Source organism: Butyricicoccus sp. AM78-15b2TA, assembly GCF_027665985.1.
GTDB lineage: Bacteria > Bacillota > Clostridia > Oscillospirales > Butyricicoccaceae > Agathobaculum > Agathobaculum butyriciproducens.
The window spans coordinates 54021-73792 of the sequence record NZ_JAQEHY010000014.1; the positions used below are offsets into that span (position 1 = coordinate 54021).

The 19772-nt window shown below is 47.3% G+C and carries 23 protein-coding genes; 8 read left to right on the forward strand and 15 right to left on the reverse strand.

The window, feature by feature from the left end:
- Positions 1-90: 90 nt before the first annotated feature.
- The 15 genes from PGS25_RS12245 to PGS25_RS12315 all read right to left on the reverse strand — a co-directional run bounded on the left by PGS25_RS12245 (position 91) and on the right by PGS25_RS12315 (position 14541).
- Positions 91-999 carry a conjugal transfer protein gene (locus tag PGS25_RS12245; RefSeq protein ID WP_118516125.1) on the reverse strand — a complete coding sequence of 303 codons (909 nt, stop codon included), beginning with the start codon at positions 997-999 and terminating at the stop codon, positions 91-93.
- 16 nt (positions 1000-1015) lie between these two features.
- Positions 1016-2020: a bifunctional lytic transglycosylase/C40 family peptidase gene (locus PGS25_RS12250; RefSeq protein ID WP_011861916.1), complete on the reverse strand. Its 1005-nt coding sequence runs from the start codon at positions 2018-2020 to the stop codon at positions 1016-1018.
- The gene (locus PGS25_RS12255) at positions 2017-4323 is read right to left on the reverse strand and encodes a CD3337/EF1877 family mobilome membrane protein (RefSeq protein WP_270418891.1); all 2307 of its coding nucleotides are present in this window, start codon (positions 4321-4323) and stop codon (positions 2017-2019) included. Before PGS25_RS12255 ends, PGS25_RS12250 begins: the two co-directional genes overlap by 4 nt.
- Positions 4324-4397: 74 nt before the next feature.
- Positions 4398-6848, reverse strand: coding sequence for an ATP-binding protein (locus PGS25_RS12260; protein ID WP_270418866.1), 2451 nt, complete (start codon positions 6846-6848; stop codon positions 4398-4400).
- Positions 6832-7224, reverse strand: a complete 393-nt coding sequence (locus PGS25_RS12265) for a conjugal transfer protein (protein ID WP_270418868.1) — start codon at positions 7222-7224, stop codon at positions 6832-6834. Before PGS25_RS12265 ends, PGS25_RS12260 begins: the two co-directional genes overlap by 17 nt.
- Before the next feature lie 93 nt (positions 7225-7317).
- Positions 7318-7806, reverse strand: a complete 489-nt coding sequence (locus PGS25_RS12270) for an antirestriction protein ArdA (RefSeq protein WP_181975791.1) — start codon at positions 7804-7806, stop codon at positions 7318-7320.
- A gap of 25 nt (positions 7807-7831) precedes the next feature.
- Positions 7832-8326, reverse strand: coding sequence for an antirestriction protein ArdA (locus tag PGS25_RS12275; RefSeq protein ID WP_118516163.1), 495 nt, complete (start codon positions 8324-8326; stop codon positions 7832-7834).
- A gap of 128 nt (positions 8327-8454) precedes the next feature.
- Entirely contained in the window at positions 8455-8676 is a 222-nt protein-coding gene (locus PGS25_RS12280; RefSeq protein WP_002570387.1) for a hypothetical protein, read from the reverse strand.
- A gap of 51 nt (positions 8677-8727) precedes the next feature.
- Positions 8728-9909 (reverse strand): MobT family relaxase, encoded by a 1182-nt coding sequence (mobT, locus tag PGS25_RS12285; RefSeq protein WP_442865291.1) that lies wholly within the window; start codon positions 9907-9909, stop codon positions 8728-8730.
- 193 nt (positions 9910-10102) lie between these two features.
- Positions 10103-11500: an FtsK/SpoIIIE domain-containing protein gene (locus tag PGS25_RS12290; RefSeq protein WP_118516144.1), complete on the reverse strand. Its 1398-nt coding sequence runs from the start codon at positions 11498-11500 to the stop codon at positions 10103-10105.
- Positions 11501-11536: 36 nt separating this feature from the next.
- A complete protein-coding gene (locus PGS25_RS12295) occupies positions 11537-11914 on the reverse strand; it encodes a YdcP family protein (RefSeq protein WP_118516145.1) in 378 nt (125 codons plus the stop codon).
- Positions 11915-11935: 21 nt separating this feature from the next.
- Positions 11936-12250 (reverse strand): YdcP family protein, encoded by a 315-nt coding sequence (locus PGS25_RS12300; protein ID WP_032509787.1) that lies wholly within the window; start codon positions 12248-12250, stop codon positions 11936-11938.
- Positions 12251-12433: 183 nt separating this feature from the next.
- Positions 12434-13150: a hypothetical protein gene (locus tag PGS25_RS12305; protein ID WP_270418869.1), complete on the reverse strand. Its 717-nt coding sequence runs from the start codon at positions 13148-13150 to the stop codon at positions 12434-12436.
- Positions 13143-13460, reverse strand: coding sequence for a hypothetical protein (locus PGS25_RS12310; protein ID WP_007037474.1), 318 nt, complete (start codon positions 13458-13460; stop codon positions 13143-13145). Before PGS25_RS12310 ends, PGS25_RS12305 begins: the two co-directional genes overlap by 8 nt.
- Entirely contained in the window at positions 13453-14541 is a 1089-nt protein-coding gene (locus PGS25_RS12315) for a hypothetical protein (RefSeq protein ID WP_118516148.1), read from the reverse strand. Before PGS25_RS12315 ends, PGS25_RS12310 begins: the two co-directional genes overlap by 8 nt.
- A gap of 714 nt (positions 14542-15255) precedes the next feature.
- Between PGS25_RS12315 and PGS25_RS12320 the strand changes: the two genes are divergently transcribed.
- The 8 genes from PGS25_RS12320 (at position 15256) to PGS25_RS12355 (ending at position 19769) form a co-directional block, all read left to right on the forward strand.
- Positions 15256-15555 carry a hypothetical protein gene (locus PGS25_RS12320; protein WP_270418870.1) on the forward strand — a complete coding sequence of 100 codons (300 nt, stop codon included), beginning with the start codon at positions 15256-15258 and terminating at the stop codon, positions 15553-15555.
- Complete coding sequence (locus tag PGS25_RS12325) at positions 15548-15775, forward strand: hypothetical protein (RefSeq protein ID WP_118740121.1); 228 nt, start codon at positions 15548-15550, stop codon at positions 15773-15775. The genes PGS25_RS12320 and PGS25_RS12325 overlap by 8 nt, the downstream gene beginning before the upstream one ends.
- A gap of 2 nt (positions 15776-15777) precedes the next feature.
- Positions 15778-16599 carry a ParA family protein gene (locus PGS25_RS12330; RefSeq protein ID WP_270418871.1) on the forward strand — a complete coding sequence of 274 codons (822 nt, stop codon included), beginning with the start codon at positions 15778-15780 and terminating at the stop codon, positions 16597-16599.
- Entirely contained in the window at positions 16556-17482 is a 927-nt protein-coding gene (locus PGS25_RS12335) for a ParB/RepB/Spo0J family partition protein (RefSeq protein WP_270418872.1), read from the forward strand. The genes PGS25_RS12330 and PGS25_RS12335 overlap by 44 nt, the downstream gene beginning before the upstream one ends.
- A gap of 70 nt (positions 17483-17552) precedes the next feature.
- Positions 17553-18290: a DUF5688 family protein gene (locus PGS25_RS12340; RefSeq protein WP_270418874.1), complete on the forward strand. Its 738-nt coding sequence runs from the start codon at positions 17553-17555 to the stop codon at positions 18288-18290.
- Complete coding sequence (locus PGS25_RS12345; protein ID WP_270418876.1) at positions 18184-18936, forward strand: DUF3846 domain-containing protein; 753 nt, start codon at positions 18184-18186, stop codon at positions 18934-18936. The genes PGS25_RS12340 and PGS25_RS12345 overlap by 107 nt, the downstream gene beginning before the upstream one ends.
- A gap of 30 nt (positions 18937-18966) precedes the next feature.
- Positions 18967-19458 (forward strand): PcfB family protein, encoded by a 492-nt coding sequence (locus tag PGS25_RS12350; RefSeq protein WP_270418877.1) that lies wholly within the window; start codon positions 18967-18969, stop codon positions 19456-19458.
- The gene (locus PGS25_RS12355) at positions 19455-19769 is read left to right on the forward strand and encodes a conjugal transfer protein TraG (protein WP_270418878.1); all 315 of its coding nucleotides are present in this window, start codon (positions 19455-19457) and stop codon (positions 19767-19769) included. Before PGS25_RS12350 ends, PGS25_RS12355 begins: the two co-directional genes overlap by 4 nt.
- The last annotated feature ends 3 nt before the right edge of the window (positions 19770-19772 follow it).

Below are 19772 nucleotides of genomic sequence, written 5' to 3' on the forward strand. Positions count from 1 at the left end.
GAAAGATTTAGGAATTAAAACAAGAATTTATCTCACATCCAATAGTAAACAGATGATAAAAAGTCATCTGTTTACTATTGGAATATATAATCATTTCACAATCTTCCAGTTTTCCCCGTTCTTTTCCAGCACAAGGTCAAACTGTGATACCTGAGTTGTCATGGTCTGGTTATCCAGATATTTCACTGCAAGGGAAGCTGTCACCTGATTTCCGCTTCGATTGTAGACTGGATTCACCAGTTCTGAGAAAATATACTCTTTTCCCACAGGTTTCAGCACGCCCTCATTCACATAATAGGTCAGCTCCTTTGCGGTTGCCGTAGGGTACAGCTTGAAAAAGGTAGTGAGAAATTCGTTGATTTCCTCCGTGGTGATGGAATCCACCGTGCCGTCACTTTGTACCGCTTTTGGGGTGTAACCGGATTTTACGGCAACGCTGGTGATGGTTGGGTTCTGGATAATCGTCAGGTTTCCAAAGCCGTCCACATAGACCGTTACCTGATAGGCGGAACGGATGGTTTTACTGGATTCCCCCTCTGTGATACGCTGTTCCACCGTGTAGGTCACTTGATAATGCTGTTCCTTTTCTTCTGTGATTTCCCATATCTGAAAATCGGTCAGGGCAGACGATACGGGGATGTCCTTTCGGACAGTATCTACATTCAGGGCTTGCAGCTCTCCGGTGAGATACCCTTTTAAAGCATTTGTCCGGTTATCAATGGAAGCGGCAGACTGTTCCCATGAATAGTAGACTTCTGCGAAATTCTCCACAAAATTCTCTATCTTGTGGGTGTCGAGGATGGTTTCCTCAATTACTTTGGTTTCATGGACAGTATGAATGTCTATTGCCGTGAAATTCTTATAGACGGCAAACAGGAAGCTCACTGCCAGCAGCACCCACAGGGCAATCACGGTTTTTTTATGGGTATTGACTTTGTAGACTTTCAGTTTCTTTTCTTTCTGCTTTTTCTGGTTATCCTCTTTTCTAATCTGAATCATATCGGTTCATCCTTTCTTATTGTTTGATTCGTCCGGCTCCGGCAAGGTGCTGTTGCCAGTAGGAGCCTGTCAGGTCTGCGTAACCAATGGGATTTCCGGCATGGTACATCCGGTTATTTCCCACATACAGCCCCACATGGGTGATGTAGGTTCCGGCGTTGTAGGTGGAGTGGAAAAAGACTAAATCCCCTGCTTTTGCTTCGGACAGGGGGATGTGCTGCGTCACATTGTACTGTTCCTGTGCTGTCCGTGGCAGAGCGATTCCTGCCTTGCCATAGCACCACTGCACCAGTCCCGAACAGTCAAAGGAAGTGGAGGGGGAATCGCCCCCATACACATACGTCCAGCCCTCATACTTTAAGGCTTCCTCCATGATAGCCTGTACCGTTTCATCATCAAACTGTGCCACGGTCAGGTATTGCGATACCAAGAGGACATAGAACATATTTCCATAGGAATACCGCCAGCCGCCGTTTTTCTCTACGGCAACAGGGTTGGTGTAGGTGACTTTCTTTCCGCCGGATTTGTCCCTTGCGAAGCTCTCTGCCAGTTCAAAGGTGTATTTTTTCCCGTGTCCTGCCACATAGTCTAGGAAACCGCCGCCGTAGTTGTAGGATTGAATCACACTGTTTAAGTCACATCCCTTTGTTTCTGCCGCTGCGAGCAGTTCCGAGAAATACTTGCAGCCCTGTTTGATGGATTCCTCTGTACTAAGGGAGTTCGGGGGAAGCCCCAAAGATTCCGAGGACTGCATAACGTCTTCCAGTGTGCCGCCGGATTCCACCTGAATGATGGCGAGCAGCACATTTAAGTATTCCTCTATGCCATATTCCCTTGCATACTTTTCCAGCATAGGCTTATGGGCGAGGACTTCCTGTGATACGCTCACGCCCCCATAGATAAGGTTTCCGCCGCTTCCTCCGTCTTCCTCATCCGAGAAGACAATCACCACCAAAAGGAGCAAGGAGAACATCATCACGAACACGCCGGAACAGGCAAAGAAAAGGTGTCTTAACTTCATGGTTTCTCCCCTTTCTTCTGTTTGGCAGACGCTGTTACCGTTTTTGTCCACTCCTTTCTGGCGGTGGTACGCCGGATGGTAAAGTTAGATTCTTTTACCACAGGGGCAGCCCGTTTTCTTTCCGGTATCACAGGAACCGTATCGTTCTGGACAGGTCTTGTCGGACGGGGAGCAGCAGGTGTGGTGGTTGGAGCCGCCTTTTGTCTTTCATCTGGATGGGATAGGGAAGTAGATGGGACTATCTGGCGTTCTGTCCTTATAGGTGGTGTCTGTTCATGGTGGATGGAAGCCGTTTTTACCATCGGAACCGAAGCCCGTTCTGCCACAGTTCCCCCATAAGAAATTTGTCCCCGTTCCCTGATGGATGGGGAAGCTGGCTGCATGGCTGGTTTTTCTGTATGAGCGGTATCTGCACGATTTCGGAAATCTTCTGGCTGCTTTGCAGTAACAGGGCGTTCATGGACAGGAGCAGTCCCTTTGGGTGCTTCGGAAGCTGTCTTTTGCGGTTGTTTTGCCTGTTCCAGTTCCGCCCTGCGTTCTGCAATGGTCTGTCTGCGGCTTTCTGCCTGTGCGTTCCGCTGTTCCGCTCTGGCAGTTCGGGTCTGGGTTATGCTGGAAGTAAAATCCCTTACACCCTCTGATACCTGTGTTTTCCCGTGGTAAAGGGCGTACTTTGCATTGACAGGCAAATCCTTTGCCTGCTCCCGAAGCTGTCCGGCAGTATCGGCTATCTTATCTTTGGTATCTACCGCCGCACCTACCGCAGAGCCAGCCCGTTTCCATGCGGATTCCTTTTCCGGTGCTGCCTGTCCGTCTGGTCTGCTGTGGTCTGCCTGTGTCCGTTTGGAAGAGCCGGAGTGGGAAACAGTTCTCTGGTCTGAGCCAGCCTGTTTCCCTGCGTGGTATGCAGCCGTTCCAGCCCCAAGAGCCGCCACAGAACGTCCTAACTTATGCTGTAAACGGTGCATATGGGCGTGCATGAGCATACGGGGTCTTCGCATGATACGGCTCCCCATGCTTTGGGAATCCCCACTCTGTAAGGAGAACATCCCCATCAAATCCCCCAGCTTGAAATAAATTCCGGCAAAGGTCACTATCTGCAAGAACGCCGTCAGGAAGAACGGATATTCCCCAGACAGGTTGTAGAGCATGGTGGAAATACTGAACGCTACCGTGATAATCAGGGTGATTCCGGCTCTGGTAAGAATGGTATTGAACAGTTTTGTAATGGCACGTTTTGACATCCCTTCAAAAGAGGGAACCATGCTAAGGAGGAAACTCACAGGCAGGAACATGGCGTAGATGATAAAAAGCACCTGTGAGAAAATCATTATCCCCGTGAGCAGGAATACAAAAACGGAGATACCGATATTGAAGATAAATAGGAAGAAGACGGTTCCCAAGCGGTTGATGGTCTTTGTGATGGTAAGGTTGGTGTTTTCCCTGTCTTCGATTTCCTCCACCACGATTTCTTCCCTGTTCTGCCCGTTGTTTTCGTCTGGGCTGGTTGAGAGCAGGCTGTCCACACGGTCAGCCCCAATACTTTCTACATCCGAGTTGCCGTATTGCAGCAGGAGCCACGGCTGTTTGACCTGAATGGAAAACAGGCTGTCCCGTATCAAATCCACGCTGTCCTTTCCCTGGCTTTCCGAGTTTGGCAGTACAATCTTTGTACCAAGGGTCAGGCTGGCATTGCTGATGTCTGCGGAAAATTCATTGATTTTCCCGATATAATCAGGGGCATAGGCGATAAAGGCAGCGGACAGCACGAACACCACCACGAAATTCACAACGGCATGGATGGCTTTTGTGGTTTCCCGTTTGATAAGCCCTGTGTAGGCAACGTAACTCCCCACCACCAGAATAAGAATCAGCAGGAACCCGATATAAAATCCCTCCGAGGACAAGCCGCCTGTGGTAACGCCTGCAAGGGTCTGCATATTTTTCCCGATAGAATCCGCCGTAGAGGAAATGAAGTCCAGCGAGTAGGCTTCCTGAATCAGATACCCTGTGGCGTTGGAAAGGTACAGGCTGATTGTCCAGATAAAATTTGTGATGGCATACAGCCCGTACATCACCTGTTTTCCGATACCGTCCAGCCAGTTCCACGGGAGCCAGTCCCATCCGCTGTCCACATAAAAATCAAGCTGGTAGTTGTCCAGCGGATATTTGCTGTATTCGTTGGCAGCGTCCACCGTATCATCCACCAGTCCGGCAGCGTGGGCGGCTGTGCCGAAGACTGCAAGCAGCAGGAGGATAAGCAGGAGTGCCAGAAGCACCCTGCCAATCACTTTTCCTGCCATTTTCCAAGACAAGCCCTTTTTTGTGTGATAAGGAACTGTGAATTGCGGTCGGTTGGAAGTTCTATGTATCACCATCATTCCACCTCTTTTCTTACGGGCGGTCTGGTGTCAAAGGCATGGAACAGGTCTTCAAAGATAGGATAGAACTGTATCACGCCCACACGCCCGTACAAATCACTGATAAGGCACTGTCCGTTTTCCAAGTCACGGAGCCGCTTCTGGTTGTTTTCGTCTTCGGAATCCACCCCGAAAAAGGCGAGGGTCTTCTTGATTTCGTTGATGTCTGTGGAACGGAACGCAAATTTCAAGCCCAGATTGTTTTTCAGCTTTTCATCCAGCAAATCGTCCGTGTTCTGGGTGACAAAGTAAACGCCTGCGTTCATGGCACGTCCGGCACGAACCAGCTTCATAGAGAGGGTCTTGCCCTGTGCCACCTGTAGGAAGCTCCATGCTTCATCCAAATCCACAATCTTAAACACGCTGCGGTCTGTATGGATGAAGTCGAGGGCAAAGGTACTGATTACAATGAGCATTGCCACGGAAAGCAGCTCCATTGTGGTGTATTCTTCAAACGAGGTTTCCTTATCCGGCAGCACCAAATCCGCCACCTGAATGATGTTGAGCTGCTTTTCAAGGCTGATGGACTGTGTGACATCCCCATCCGAAAAGAGCAGGTGTGCAAAGTCATAGTCCGTAAAGGATTCGATATGGTCGGCTATGCTGGTGCTGATGGTGGTTCCCTCCGCCCGTAGTTCCTCAATTACCTTGAAAAGCCCCCGTTCTTCACTGTTTGTTACTGCACGGATGGCTTTCCGAAGAACAGGGAACTTTTCCCCGTCACGGCTGGAAATGCCCGTTAAAAAGGTCAGGATGTCGATTGCCAGTGATTCGGAATCCTTTGGGTTCTCCATAATCACATAGGGGTCGAGCAAGCCCCTGTTCTGTTCCTCCGAGGTCAGGTTTACGATATTGATTTCATGGGCGATTTCCGGCAGGGTTTCTTTCCAGCGCCCCCGTTCTGCTTTCGGGTCAACAATGAGAGCCTGTGCCCCAAATAATACGGAATAATAGACTATCATGTTGTTGCTGAATGATTTTCCACCGCCGAGGGAGCCGACAAAGGCGGCAGCAAGGGCGTTGGTGACGGAGCCTTTTACCCCTTGACTGGCAAGGGCAGGCTTTAAGTACACGTTTCTTCCTGTATCAAGGCTGTACCCGATATAAATACCCTCCGGTTCCCCCAGCATCTGGGTTGCCCCGAAGCCAAGACCAGCGAGGAAGTCGCTGGTGACATACTGGATATAATCGTTCAGATACCGCTTGCTGGCAGGGAGAAATTCCCCATGCAGCCCCAGCATATCTCCAAAGGGGCGAACCAGCTTCACGTTCAAATCGTCATAAAAATCTTTCACCTCATTGCAGCGGCGTTTCAGTTCCTCCAAGTCGGGAGCCGTCACACGCACCACATAGGACAGCTTATACATGGATTCCTTACTCTGGTCTAAGGTGGATTCCAGCTCATTTACGCTGTCTAAAGCGTCCACCACGTTTGTGCTGGTTTCGCTGTCATTCTGCCATGCGTGGTTATCCAAATCTTTCAGCTCTTTTTTCTTGTTCCGCACCGTGGAGAGGGCTTTCCGGTTTGTGACAATCTCCACATTCATAGAGGTATCAATGGGAAAAGTAAATTGCTGCTGCTGATAGTAAAAGATTTCCGAGGATGGAAAGTCCAGTTCCCCCACAATGCTGTTGATAGTAAAGTAGGCGGCATAGACCGTCCCGTCTTCCTGTTCGATTTTCAGATACCGCTGGTTTTCCTCTATCAGACAACGGGTGGGTTTGATGAGGTCATAGTATTTCACCAGCGTTTCTTCTTGAAACCGCTTCTTCGGAAGATAATACTCATAATCTTCGTAGGCAGTTCCGGTCTGTCCGTATAAATGCTCAATCAGATAGCCAAAATCGTCCTTGTTAAGCCGCCGGACTTTGAAGCGGCGTGAGATTTTATTCTCCAACAGTTTTTCCATCTTCTGAAACCGCCAGATTTCCTCATTGCTCATGGAAACAAAATCCCCCATGAGTTTGTGGTTGACTTCATGGAGGAAATCGGAAACGGCGGTCTTTGCTTCCCTGCGAAATTGCTTCATGGTGACTTCCTGCTCATTGACAAGCAGCTTGAAGCCGATAAAAAAGCGGTAGTCCACCTGATTTTCCCCTATCATGGAAATCAGGGCTTCGGTCTGTGCGTCAATCTTTGCACAGGCAATATCCTTTAACTTGCCTGTTACTTCCTGTTTGGAGCGTTCCTGTGCTGCCCGTATGCTGGATTCGGTGCTGATTTGCAGGGCGTGAATCTTCCCGTCCCTGTTCTGGGCGATAAGCTGCCGGAAGGAATCGTGTACCTGATATTTCTGTTCAGGGCTTAAAAAAGAATAGTTGTAGGGAAGCAGCTCATAGTAAGCGAAGCACTCCCCGTCATGGTTGAATACAAGGTTATTTTCGATATACTTAATCGGATATGCCATAAATATCACTCCTTACTGCCGTGATGGGTTGTGCCGGATATTCCTTTTCCAGCTTCACGGGCTTTCCTGCATAGGTCAGTTTCGGGCGTACCAGATATGCCAGTACGGATTTCAGGAAGCCGTAAGGCTTCTTCCCGTCAAAGGTCTTCTGGCACATGAACCAAGTGAGGGCAAAGGGTACGCCGAAGTATTTCAAAAATGCTCCGTCAATGAACGAAAGAGGAGGGAGGTTCCCCAAGAACATAACTGCAAACACCGATACCACGAACCACGCCATCTGTGTGAACGTGATGGGGAATGGCAGCTTAAAATCATTGATGGAATAGAGTACCTTTTCCACCGACCAGATACTGGTATAGCTTCGTATTTTCTTCATGTTGTCCGTCCTTTCTAAAAGATGGGGGCAGCAAAAGAGCCGCCCCTGAATAAAAAAATCCGCCTGTATTTCCTGAAAGAGATACAGACGGGGCTACCGTAAGATTTCATATACGCCGTGGTTCGTGACAACAAAGGTTCCATCCAATTCCATGTCACGCCCATAGGCTGCATAGTCGATATAGTTTTGTAAGTGTGCCGGAAGTTCTCCAAGCTGTCCGCTTTCTTCCAGATAGTAGCGAGCCACATCCGCCATATCGTCACAGCCGGAATGGCAGATAATATCGTCTTCATGCTCACAGAGTTCTTCGATACTGCCAAAGTAGGATTGCAGCTCTGATAGTTCCTCCTGAATGTACTCCGGTAAGTCCTCCACCATTTCACACAGGCGGTTGACTTCCTCAATGGGGGTATATTCGTCAATCTCAAAGGGCAGTTCATAGTCATGGATGGCGTATTCCTCATATTCATCATTCAAACCGATACGTTCCTTGACTTCCTCAAAATCCACAGGCGGCGTGAACCATGCCCCTACCAGTTCGCCCTCATTGTATTTTCCTAAGTTGGCAATGTAAATCCGCATTTCTTCCAAGTTCCTCCACCTCCTTTTAGCGGTAATAAAAGATACCATTGTCCGTAAACAGGTAGTTTTCGCTGGTTTCCAGTTCCCGACCAATGGCAGCGTAGTCGATATGGTTCAACAGGTCTGGATGTACTTCTCCAAATATCTGTACTTCCTGTACTAGATAACGGGCGAGGGATTCCCCGTCCTGTACCGGATAATAGCGTATCTGGTCTTTGTGGTCGATAAATTCCGTAAAGCTGGGAAACCACCGCTTTTGTACCATATCCATTTCATAATAGAGGGGCGTTCCCTGCATTTCCTGTACCATCCGGCAAAGGGCGTTGATTTCCCAGAGCCTTGTGTTGCCCTCCAATGGAAACGGCAGCTCATAGTCTTCAATTTCGATTTCTTCCTCACTCTGAACGCCAAGACGTTCCCTGATTTCTTCAAAATTCACAGGGCAGGAAAACCATGCCCCAGGATATTCCTCAAAATCCTCATGGTAAAACCGTGTGGTGTTCAGGATGTAGATTTTCATTTCCTTAATCTGTATCACGTCCTTTCTCTGTCAGGTTTTTGGGGAGTTACGCTCCCCAAGCCCCTAGTGGACTTCCGCCATGAAGCAATCAGAGCTTGCTCCATAACGGAAGTGTAAAATGGGTTTTTCTATGCACCGATAATCTTATTGAACAGTTCCAGTAAGATGTCCTTTACTCCGTCCGCATTGAAGACCAGCCCAACCGCTACAAGGGAAACTACCAGAAAACCGATAAGTTTGGAAAATTCCCTCTTAAATCCGAGGTACAGTCCAATTACCACGATTGCCAGCAGCACAAGGGACTGGGCGTTGGATAAAAACCAGTTGTAAAGATTCTGTCCGAAATTCATAAAAGCTCCTTTCTTTCCTGTAAGAGTTCTTAGGTTCCAAAATTGCCGCCGTTAAAGCACCACCTCCTTTGCAGCGGCGGCTTGCTGCTTCAGGATTTTTTCGTGCTTCTCCGTCAGCTTTGCATGGGTGATGATGTCATGGACAATCTGGGTGTGGTTCATCTTATCCAGACGGAGAGCCAGCTTTAATGTGGGTGCTACCTGATGGGAGAGCCAGTGCAGGGTGCGTTCAAAGGAATAGGGTTCCGGTTTCGTTGTCAGTTTCAGGCTTCCCCTGTGTTCCCCAATGAACCACGCCCATTCCTCACTGATACGCCAGTCAGAACGGGGTTTCGTATCGTCCCTGTCCACGAACCGGACATAGCGGTTGATGATTTGAAAGGCTGTCCGTTCTGGATTGTCATGTTCTAACAGGTCACGGATGGCGTAAAAGGCACGCTCATTTTTCAGCCGGATTTCAAAGCGGTTCTTTACCTCTGCGTCTTCAATGGGAATATCGTGCTTTTTGTACTGCTCATAGTCCTTTTCGTAAATGCAGAAATATACCTCACTTTGGAGGGAGCCGATATACAGGGTGTTCCCCATACATTCTTTTTCCTCACGCCGTACCAGTTCACCGCTGCGGTAGCTTTTGAAGCTGCGGAAGACCGAGATACATTCCTCATTCCGGCACTTCTCTGTCAGATGGGGAATGTTCAGGATTCCCGTTTTATCATTGATGGCAAGGTCAAGCCGCTTCATCACGCCGTCTTCCATGAGAACATCCATGAAAAATTCATACCAGCTCCGTTCCTGTGCCAGCAGATAGCTTTCAAACTGGCGGCAGCCACGCCCTTTCAGTTCCAGCAGTACCCCTTTTTCCAGTTCCGGCGATACCAGAACGAAAATATCCCCCAGATAGTAATGCTCTGTGTAAGAATAGAAGCCGTAGTCTTCATGGATAAAGTAGGGGAGCTTTAGCCGCAGCACGTCTTCCACGATATGCTTCACATCCGTAGTGGGAAAACGAATCCGAACATAATCAAAGAGCATTTCAAGAGGAGCGTCTGGATTGAAGCGTTCCAGAGCTTCCGTGATGGCTTCCTGTAATGCTTCGGATGGGTGAGCCTTGCCCGTTTCAATATCGCTCAGGTACGGACGGGTGATTCCGGCAGCTAGGGCAAGTTTTTGTTGTGAGATACCGTAAACTTCCCGTTTTTCTTTGATGTCCCGTACCCATGTTTCTTCATTCAGTGAAAATCCCTCCTGTCTAAAAAAGCGTATGTCAACTTTCAGAGCCTTGTTGACACACGCCGGATATGGGAAAATCCCTTGTGTACCGTGGGATTCTGCCCTGTTATTTGGTTGTTGCCTGTCGATTTGTACCCCTCTGTTAGATACGAGGGGTTTATGTTGGCGTGCCTTACGGCACACCAGCCACAGCAGGTCAGTCCGTTTCTGCGGCTTTCGCTTCGCACGCCGCCTGCACTCCCTGCCTGCTGTCTGTCAGTTTTTTTATTTCTTTGAGGAAATCGTGTCCTTTTGGTACAAGGGGCGTGTAAAACTCCGAGATAACGCTGGTTCCCACATCCACATAGCCACGCCCTTTTATCTGCTTTAGGAAGAAGTCCTTTGTGGTTTCCCCGAACATCATCCCATAGCCCATTTCCGACATCCGCCCCAGAGCCACACGGAAATTGAACTGGTCACGGATTCCGTCCCCCAGATATTTTGCGTCCGGACGCTGGCAGGCGAGAATCAGGAAGAAGCCAGCCTGCCGCCCAAGCATAACGATTTGTTTTAACTTGTTGAGGACAGCGGCATTTTCCTTTGTGCCGAGCATTTCCATAAATGCCACATATTCATCAAAGATAAGGAAATTTGCCGGAAATCCCAAGTAAGCATAGTTTTCCCCTGTCCGGTAATTCTCCATGAGCTTCATGTTTTCGCTGCGTTTCATCATTTCCTCATAGAAACGGTCAATGCAGGCGAGCATATCCTCCTTTTTGTAGTGCACATCCGGCATAACCGCCTGTAAATCCGCAAGGTCGGCGTTCTTCGGGTCTAGCACGAACAGGACGGCGTTGGTGCGGAGCAGGGCTTCAATGAGGGTCAGGATAAAGTAGGTCTTTCCGCCGCCGGTTCCTCCGGCAATGAGCATATGGGGGAGCTTGTCATACTCCCACCAGACATTTTCCATAAGACGGAGCCTGCCGTCCTTTGCCTGTACGTCCTTAATGGAAATACGGTTGGCAATGGTATCATAGAGCAGGGTGTACTCCACATAGGAATCCTTTAATTCCTTATCCGTCAGCTCACAGTACAAGCCGCTTTCCAGCTTTTTTTCCAAGTTTAAGAGCTGTTCCTGATATTTCCCCAAGGTGATTTCCACACGGATATGGAGCAAGCCCTGTTTCATCCGGTAGTAGATTTTGGGAAAATAAGTGATGGTTTCTTTGGAACGGCTGGAAGACAAGTCCTTGAAAAAAGCGTCTTCCTTTCTCTGTTCCGATTCATACCACTTGTTTTCCAACACCATCCTTGCCAGCTTTTGGCGGTGGATGAGCTGCTTTACTTCATCCCTGCGGTATCGCCAGAACAGAAGAACGGCTGCAAGATACACCAGCCCTGCCACGCCCATGCTGAATAACAGGTAAGGGAGATTTACGTCCTGTGTTATCTGGGAGAGGGACACTTCCTGCCAGTTGGTTCTGGCAATCTGCCGGATATGAAACAGCAGGACAACCAGCAGGAAGACAGGGAACAGGGCGGCAAGGGCAGTATGGAACACAAGGTCTTTATCCGTGGGACGGATACGTTTTCCACGGGGGAAAAGCTGCTTCATGGGAATAATCCTCCTTTCGCTTTTTTTATGTTCCTGTTATTTTACAGAGGAAGTGTCTTTCTTCGGTGGCTGCGGATTCATGGCAGCCCCTTTTTTCAGGACAATATCATCCGCCTTGATGTACCAGTCCACCTCTGCTCCCTGAAAGGTAGCCGTTGCCACGGTATCTGCCACAGGATTGATAAGTTCTACCTCTGCGTTGTAATCGAACTCCTTTAACGGCACGCTGGCAGGGATAGAAACCTGAATCATACGCCCCTGTCCTCTGGATTTTAAGTCATAGGTACGCTCCTTGATTTCTTCTGATACCGAGCCGTCTTCATTCTGGAGGTGAACCTCACGGCGGAGGGCAGAAAATTTCAATGCCCCGAATGTTGCTTCCTTGTCAATCACGATTCCATTTGCTAATCTCATAGTCTGATGTCCTCCTTTTCCTTACGCTTTTACCATATCGTCAGCGTGTAAAATGTAGTTGGTAAAGCCCCTTGTGCCGATTTTATAGCCCTCTGCGGTGATACGGGGATTGATGAGTTTCACACGTTCCTCAAAGTCAAAATGCTTCTCTCCGGCTTCGGCAGGGAGGATAACTACAATATCATCCGCCCTCTGTACGTCCGAATAAAGGTTGAAGCTGCGAGAAAGTACCGCCATGCGTCCGTTGATTCTTCGCTGTTCTGTTTTGTCTTCTCCGGCAAACTCCAAGTTGCCGAATGTCTTTTCCATGTTGGGGATAACGAATTTTAATTCCATATAGATGTACCTGTCCTTTCTGAATATTGTGCTTGATGGGGTGGTTTCGGGTTCTGGTCTGGAAGCGGAGGGGAACGCTCCAGCGGTGGTGATTTCTTCGTGGTATCACATCCTTTCTGGTTTTAGGGTAAAAAAATAGACGCTCAGTTTTGAACGTCTATAAGGAAACTGCTTATTAACTTTTTAGTCTTCTGCTGGATGTTTTGAAAGATAACGGGAATAATCAGTGTCAAATTGTAAAGATTTCAACTGTTCATCTATAATTTGTAATAGGTTTTTACCGTTAAGGATTGCTTCAAATTCTTTTATAGAGAAATCAATAATGCAATATTTATCTTCCAATTTCTCCTTATGGAGATAAAATTTTTTTATTAGTCCAGCACCATTACTCCATCCAGTTCCGCTAGTACCATAATACGAAAATAAAATGCCTATTTTTATGTTGTTTGTTAAAAGCAAACTACAAAATTTTCCTATGTATGTAACACTAACGGCTTTGTCGTAATTTTTGCATTCTCCTAGAAAGGTATCAAGTTTCGGGTCAATCAGATGATATGTCAACAAAACTTTTCCTTGAGGAGTTAAAGTAACGATTTGGTCTATTTCATTCGTTGAAGTTCGTAAGTTTCTATCTACATTAAAAATATTTCCAGAGATAGTTAAGAGATAAGAAACTAAATTTTCTAAAGCTTCGCCTTTTAAGTTATGTAAATTTTTAGGGGCATTATCTGTAGGGTAAATGTCATGAAGCTGTTTGAATTTTTCAAGTAATTTTTTATAAGTGTTTTTTTGGGCTTCACTAATTTCACAAATTTTTTCATATCTTAATTTATCAGATATACTATTAAGGACATTTAATGCCTTAGAAATTTCTTTATCATCTGGCATAATATCAATCATCACGTACCACCATATATATTAAAAATGAATTTTCTATTGAGGAAAGTTCGCTATGGCAGAGTTCACATTCAAAAGTTTCTGGTAACTCATTAAACAAACGTACTGTCCCCATAGATTTTTGGCAATTACTACAATATAATTCATAATAACTTTGCAAAATTCCTTGCTTTTCCAATTCAGATAAAAAATCATAGATTTCAGGAATAGATAAGGAAAATTTTCTTTTCAAAACGCCAGGATAAATCCACATATTTTTTCTATAATTCTTGAAAAAATTAGTTAAGGCAATGCTATCTATATTTTTATTCATTTTGCGTTGTATCGTCATTTCTATGATTGACAATGTATTCGATAACATAATTCATTCGCTCCATTCCAATTAGCACATTACTATAGTAATATTGTATTAAGCAATAAGATTTATTCATGTAATTGAAAACGAACTTAACACGGTTACTTCGTGTTTTTATTTCGTTTTCCCATAATAATTCAATCCAAGGATAATCGGACATTTCTTCCATTTCAAACATAAATTGTTCTAAGGCTTCTCTGAAATCAGGTACTTTCTCTAATTCAGCCTGATTGTCATTTAATAGTGAGCGTAGTTCACCGATAAATGGTAATATATATTCTTGATTGTTACCAACATCCAGTTGTGCGTTTCCACCATTAGGTAATTTCATGGATTGAGCAATAAGTTTTACATTTTCATCACGTTTGCATACATTAACCATAAAGTCTAAATTTAGTGGAATCAAATCGCACTCAAAATGTTCTTTAAAATAATCAGACATTTCTGCAATTAAGTTGGAATATATAGTCGGTTCTTTTTTGTCGGATAAAAAGACCCTTTTTAAAACATCAAAACGGAATTCTATCAATTCTCCTTTTTCATGAAATACAACTAAAAAGGGATATTTGGTTAAAAATTCTTCCTGTGTGAGAGGATGAATAGCTGCATATGCTAAATTAAATTTCAGAAAATAGTATCCATCCATAGAGTATGCAACAGGTTTTACGAAAGATGTATATAAGTAATCATTCTCATAAGTATTTTCAAGAGGAATGATTTCCTTTGCTTTTTTTAATGTTGATGAAAAATCATTACAAGTAAAAATAACGGAATACTTATAATCTTTTAAAAATTCCCATTTTTCTAAAGCATATCCAGCTCTTTTGCTCTGGTGAATGCAAGTTACAAGCTGTTCGGACAATGTTTTTTCTGAAATATCTACAGTTTCTAGCCCCTCTATGTATAACTGTCCCGAAGTATCTGTTTGTTTAGTCGCAATTCCGTGCTGAATGAATTGTTTTACTAAATGGCGTTTTACTTTATCTGAGTAAGCCATTACTGTTTTTTCAAGATATTCTAAATAGTTGTTTAACTGCATACAATCCCTCTTTTCTGTGCATATATCTTTCGTTATCCTGATTATACTTGATATAAGTGCAAAAAGCCATGCACAAATCAAAATTTTTATAGGATTTTCGATATATACATAATAATAAAAGTTTTGGTGCTATTGCATATATAAAAAATAGACGTTTCATGTTTTCACACAAAACGTCTACTCCTTGCATTAAGGAAAAGAGTATCGTATTATCTTGATAAATGGTTTCCTAGCTGAATTGAGCCAGCTAACACGTTGCTAACACTTTTGTTACCAGTACAGGATATTTCGTGAATCTATCTTCCGTACAGACCTCACGCTTTTCCTGTATTATAAGGTGTTAGAGAGTATTACAGGAGGTTAGAAACCACTTGCTGCGAAAGGACATTTAGAACTCCTAAGCATGGGGCCGAGGGTTCGACTCCCCCCTGGGACGCCAATCAAGAACGCAGAAGATATATTTCTGCGTTCTTTTTCTCTAACAAATTTCAAAAATTCTGTCTAATCGTCTAATAAAACCGCGATTTTTCTAATAACACGCGCCATTTTCGGTTGTTTTGAACACAAAAAGCTGCTAATAAATGGTGTGTGACAGCCTGTTCCCTGCTGTTAGCAGGAGACTGTCTGATATCATTTTTAACATAAACCTGTGGTGAAATTTTCATCACAGGTTTTTTATTTTATCCGAAAATCATTTGAATGGAGGCAACTAACGTGCAAAAAGACGTCAAACCTCACATCGTTCTGATCGATGGAGTCAAGTATTACAGCGACAAGCCCGAGACCTGCCGCAGCTGCTTTTTCTGGAAAAACCGCAAGGTTCCCTGCATTCTCGGGCAGGAAAACTGCTACTATCTCGCTGAAATCATTCAATCCGAGCAGCAGAAGAAATGCGAGGGCTGCTGTTACGCATCCGGCCGCTCCTGCGTGAGTGCGACCTGCTATAAGGATTTGATAGCGCAGTTCAACGCATCAAAAAATACAAAACCAAAGGAAGGTGCCGCCAATGACTAAACACGACGATTGCTTCCGCCGCTTCGAGCGGATGGCAAAATCCGCAAAGAAGAATTTGTCCGGGGATAAGCCCGGCAGCTGCTCACGCTGTCTGTACTATCGCCCGGATTTTAAGTTCCGTTTCTGTCAGTTCACCCGCTGTCCCTATGAATTAAAGGAAAATGTGTTTCGCCGCAAGCCGCTGACTCGCGACAAATTTTCCGGCAAGGGAGGCGCATAAATATGTCCGCAACGATCATTGCCGTCGCCAATCAAAAGGGCGGCACCGGCAAAACGACGACCTGCGAAAATCTGGGCATCGGTCTTGTGAGAGAAGGCAAGCATGTGCTGCTCGTGGATACCGATCCGCAGGCCTCTCTCACCATTGCCCTCGGGTACCCCCGACCGGATGATCTCCCGGTGACGCTGACCGATTTAATGACGAACGTCATGCAGGAGCGCCCTGTCACCCCCGAAGAAACCATTCTGTCACACACAGAAGGCGCAGACCTCATTCCTGCCAGCATCATGCTGTCCGGCCTCGAAGTCTCGCTCGTAAACGCAATAAGCCGCGAAACCGTCTTAAAGCAGGTTTTAGAGTCGGTAAAATCGCAGTATGATTACATTTTACTCGACTGCTTGCCCTCCATCGGCATGCTTACCATCAATGCGCTCGCCGCTGCTGATCAGGTGCTTATTCCGGTTCAGGCGAACTATTTGTCTGCAAAAGGTCTCGAGCAGCTGCTGCAGACGGTCAGCAAGGTGAAGCGTCAGATCAACCCCAGACTGAAAATCGAGGGAATCCTGCTGACGATGGTGGATTCGCGCACCAACTGTGCGAAGGAAATCAGCAGTCTCATTCGCGAAACCTACGGCGGCAGGCTGAAAGTATTCAGCACTGACATTCCCCGCTCGATCCGCGCCGCCGAAATCAGCGCTGAGGGCGTAAGCATCTTCAAGCACGACCCCGGCGGCAAGGTCGCGGATGCCTATCGAAATTTGACAAAGGAGGTGCTCAAAAATGCCGAAAAAAGGCGAAAACATCAGCTTGACCAGTTACGATGACCTGTTTGAGACGGATGAAAGCCGCGCAGAAAGTCAGCTGGAGCGCGTGCAGAATATCCCTGTTCGTGAACTGATTCCCTTCAAAAATCACCCGTTTAAGGTGCTCGATGATGAGGCTATGCTGCGAACGACGGAAAGCATCGCAGAATACGGTGTCCTGACTCCACTGATTGCCAGACCTCTCGATCATGGCGGATACGAAATCATTTCCGGACACCGCCGTGCTCATGCCGCTGAACTGGCAGGGCTTGCTGAGGTGCCGGTTCTGGTAAGGGATATGGATGATGATGCCGCAACGGTGCTGATGGTAGACTCCAACCTCCAGCGAGAAAATATCCTGCCGAGCGAAAGGGCGTTTGCCTATAAGATGAAGCTCGAGGCGATGAAGCATCAAGGCGCACGTTCAGACTTAACTTCGTCCCAAGTTGGGACAAAGTTACGAACCGATCAGGTGATGGCGAAAGAGTTAGGCGAAAGTCGCAATCAAATTCAGCGCTATATTCGCCTCACCAACCTCGTTCCCGACCTTCTCGATCTGGTTGACTGCAAACAGATCTCCTTCAATCCTGCCGTGGAACTTTCCTACCTCTCTCCCGAGGAGCAGGAAACCTTCTTACAGGCTATGGATGAAGTGCAGGCTGCTCCTTCCCTTTCGCAGGCGCAGCGGCTGAAAAAGCTGGCACAGGAAGGCAATTTCACTATGGATGCAGCAAGAGAAATCTTGAACGAGGTGAAGAAAGGCGATCTTGAACGGGTCACCTTCCGGAATGAGCAGCTGCGAAGATTTTTTCCGCGATCCTACACCGCGCAGCAGATGCAGGACACCATCATCAAACTGCTCGATCAGTGGCAGAAAAAGAGATCCCGCGAACACGAACGATAAACACTATACCGCAAAGGGCTCTCCGAATATTTTGGGGAGTCCTTTTATTATCAGAAAGGGCTGAATTTACATGAATTTCCATGAATTTACGACACAGGTTATTTCTGAGATGCGCCGCCGCTTTCCCGGCTACGACATCCAGGTTCAGGAGGTCCCCAAGCTGCAGGGCGAGTCCTATACCAGCATGGCCATTCATCCGAGCGGCGGCGACATCGCGTTGACCATGGATCTGGAAGTGCTGTTCGACAGGTTCCGCAATGATCTCTATCTCGGAAATCCGATGAAGGCGATCGAGCGCGAAATCAAGGAAGCGGTCGCCCAGATGCCGCAGTTCGACACGGAAGCGCTCACGAATTACGAGCGCATGAAGGAAAAGCTGACCCTCCAGCTGGTGCCTTCCGCTAAAAACAAGAACCTGCTGACTGATATTCCGCACAGGAACATCGAGGATATGGCTCTTGCATACCGTTTTGACATGGGTCATAACGAGCGTACTTCTTTCAGCATCCTCGTAACGAATAAAATGCTGAATGCTTACGGCATTTCCGCCGCGCAGCTGCACGATGATGCTCTGGAGGCGGCATCTCACAGCTGTCCGGCAACGCTTCGCAACATGAATGAAGTGATTCACAACATGGCCGGGCAGACAGACCCGTCTCCCATGTGGGTTGCAAGCATCGAGAACGGTCAGAACGGCGCGTGTGTTATTCAGTATCCGCATTTTCTGGACGACGCAGCAGAAACGCTGGGCGGCAGCTTCTACGTTCTCCCCCTCCTCTATCCACGAGGTTCTGCTTCTTGCCGATGACACCAGTCCGTCACTCAGCGAGTTAGAGAACATGGTCCGCACGATCAATCAAGCTGAGGTCGCACCCGAGGAAAGGCTTTCAGATAATGTGTTCCACTATGACTGCGAGTCTCATATTTTCGAAAACGCACGTACCTTTGAAGCACGTCAGTCGGCTGTGGAGCAGTCTGTTGCAAATGCAGAGCTGTTCGAGGCTGCGAAGCCTGACACCATGACCGTTCTTCTCGTTCAGCCGAATGCGTATCCCAGGGTTGTGCAGATTGGCACAGCGCTCGAGGACCTGCAGCATGCGGTCGATGGCGACATCGAGGCAGTTTATCCGTTCGAGGACAGCGTGGGCGTAATCTGCAACGAAGAGGGCAAGCTTCGCGGACTTCCGGCAAACCGTGCGCTCCGTGATGAGGACGGTCATATCTACGATGTGATTGCCGGCTCTTTTCTGGTCGTTGGTCTGGGCGAAGAGGATTTCTGCTCGCTCCCTGCGGAACAGATTGACAAGTTCGAGGCGCTGTTCCATCAGCCCGAGGCTTTCATCAAGATGGGCCACAGCATTACGGCGGTCCCCATTCCCGACAGCGTGCTGCAGGCGCGTGATGAGCACAGGGACGCGCCAAAACTCACCCATTCCAGCCACGATGATCGCTGATGGTACTGACAGCGAAGGAGGTGATGACTCATGCAGGAGGAGATCGAAAACCGGACGGTGAACCTTGCAATCAGCACGACCAAGCTCACCGCCCGCGGCATTATCCGCCTTGCCGCAAAGGGACTTGCCTATATCAAACGAAAATCCCATGAAGCGGCGCTGAAAAACGAAAAGCCGGACGGCAGGCAGACCATTCAGCAGTTGATTGGCCAAAATCAAGGCGTAACAAACATTGATATTTCGCAGACCGATCTCAAGGGATTCGAGAAATCCGCCCGCAAATACGGTGTTGATTACGCCATCGCAAAGGATAAATCCGTGTTTCAGCCGAAGTATCTGGTATTCTTCAAGGCGCGCGACGCAGATGCCATGACAGCGGCATTCAACGCCTACTCTGCAGAAGTTCTCGCAAAAAGCAAGCGCCCGAGCACGCTCAGCAAACTCCACAAGCTGATTGATGCGGTGAAGAGCATCCCGACGAAGGTGACATCCCGGGACAAGCAGAGGGAGCAGAGCCGATGAGAATAGATACTGTAAAGCTGAAAAAGCTGCTGCTCAAGGTACTTCCCTACCTTCTGTTTGGTCTGTTCTGCACCCATTTCGGGCAGGCATGGCGCATGGCGGATGGCACGAATACTTCTGAACGGCTGCTGTCGTTTTTCCAGACGGCAAGAGCTGCTTTCCGAAATCCCCTTCCGAGCCTTCACCCTGTCGATCTGCTGACAGGACTGCTTTGCTGTGCAGGTCTATGGACCGCCGTCTATGTCCGTGGAAAGAACGCAAAGCATTTCCGGCACAACATCGAGTACGGTTCTGCCCGCTGGAGTGCATAATTT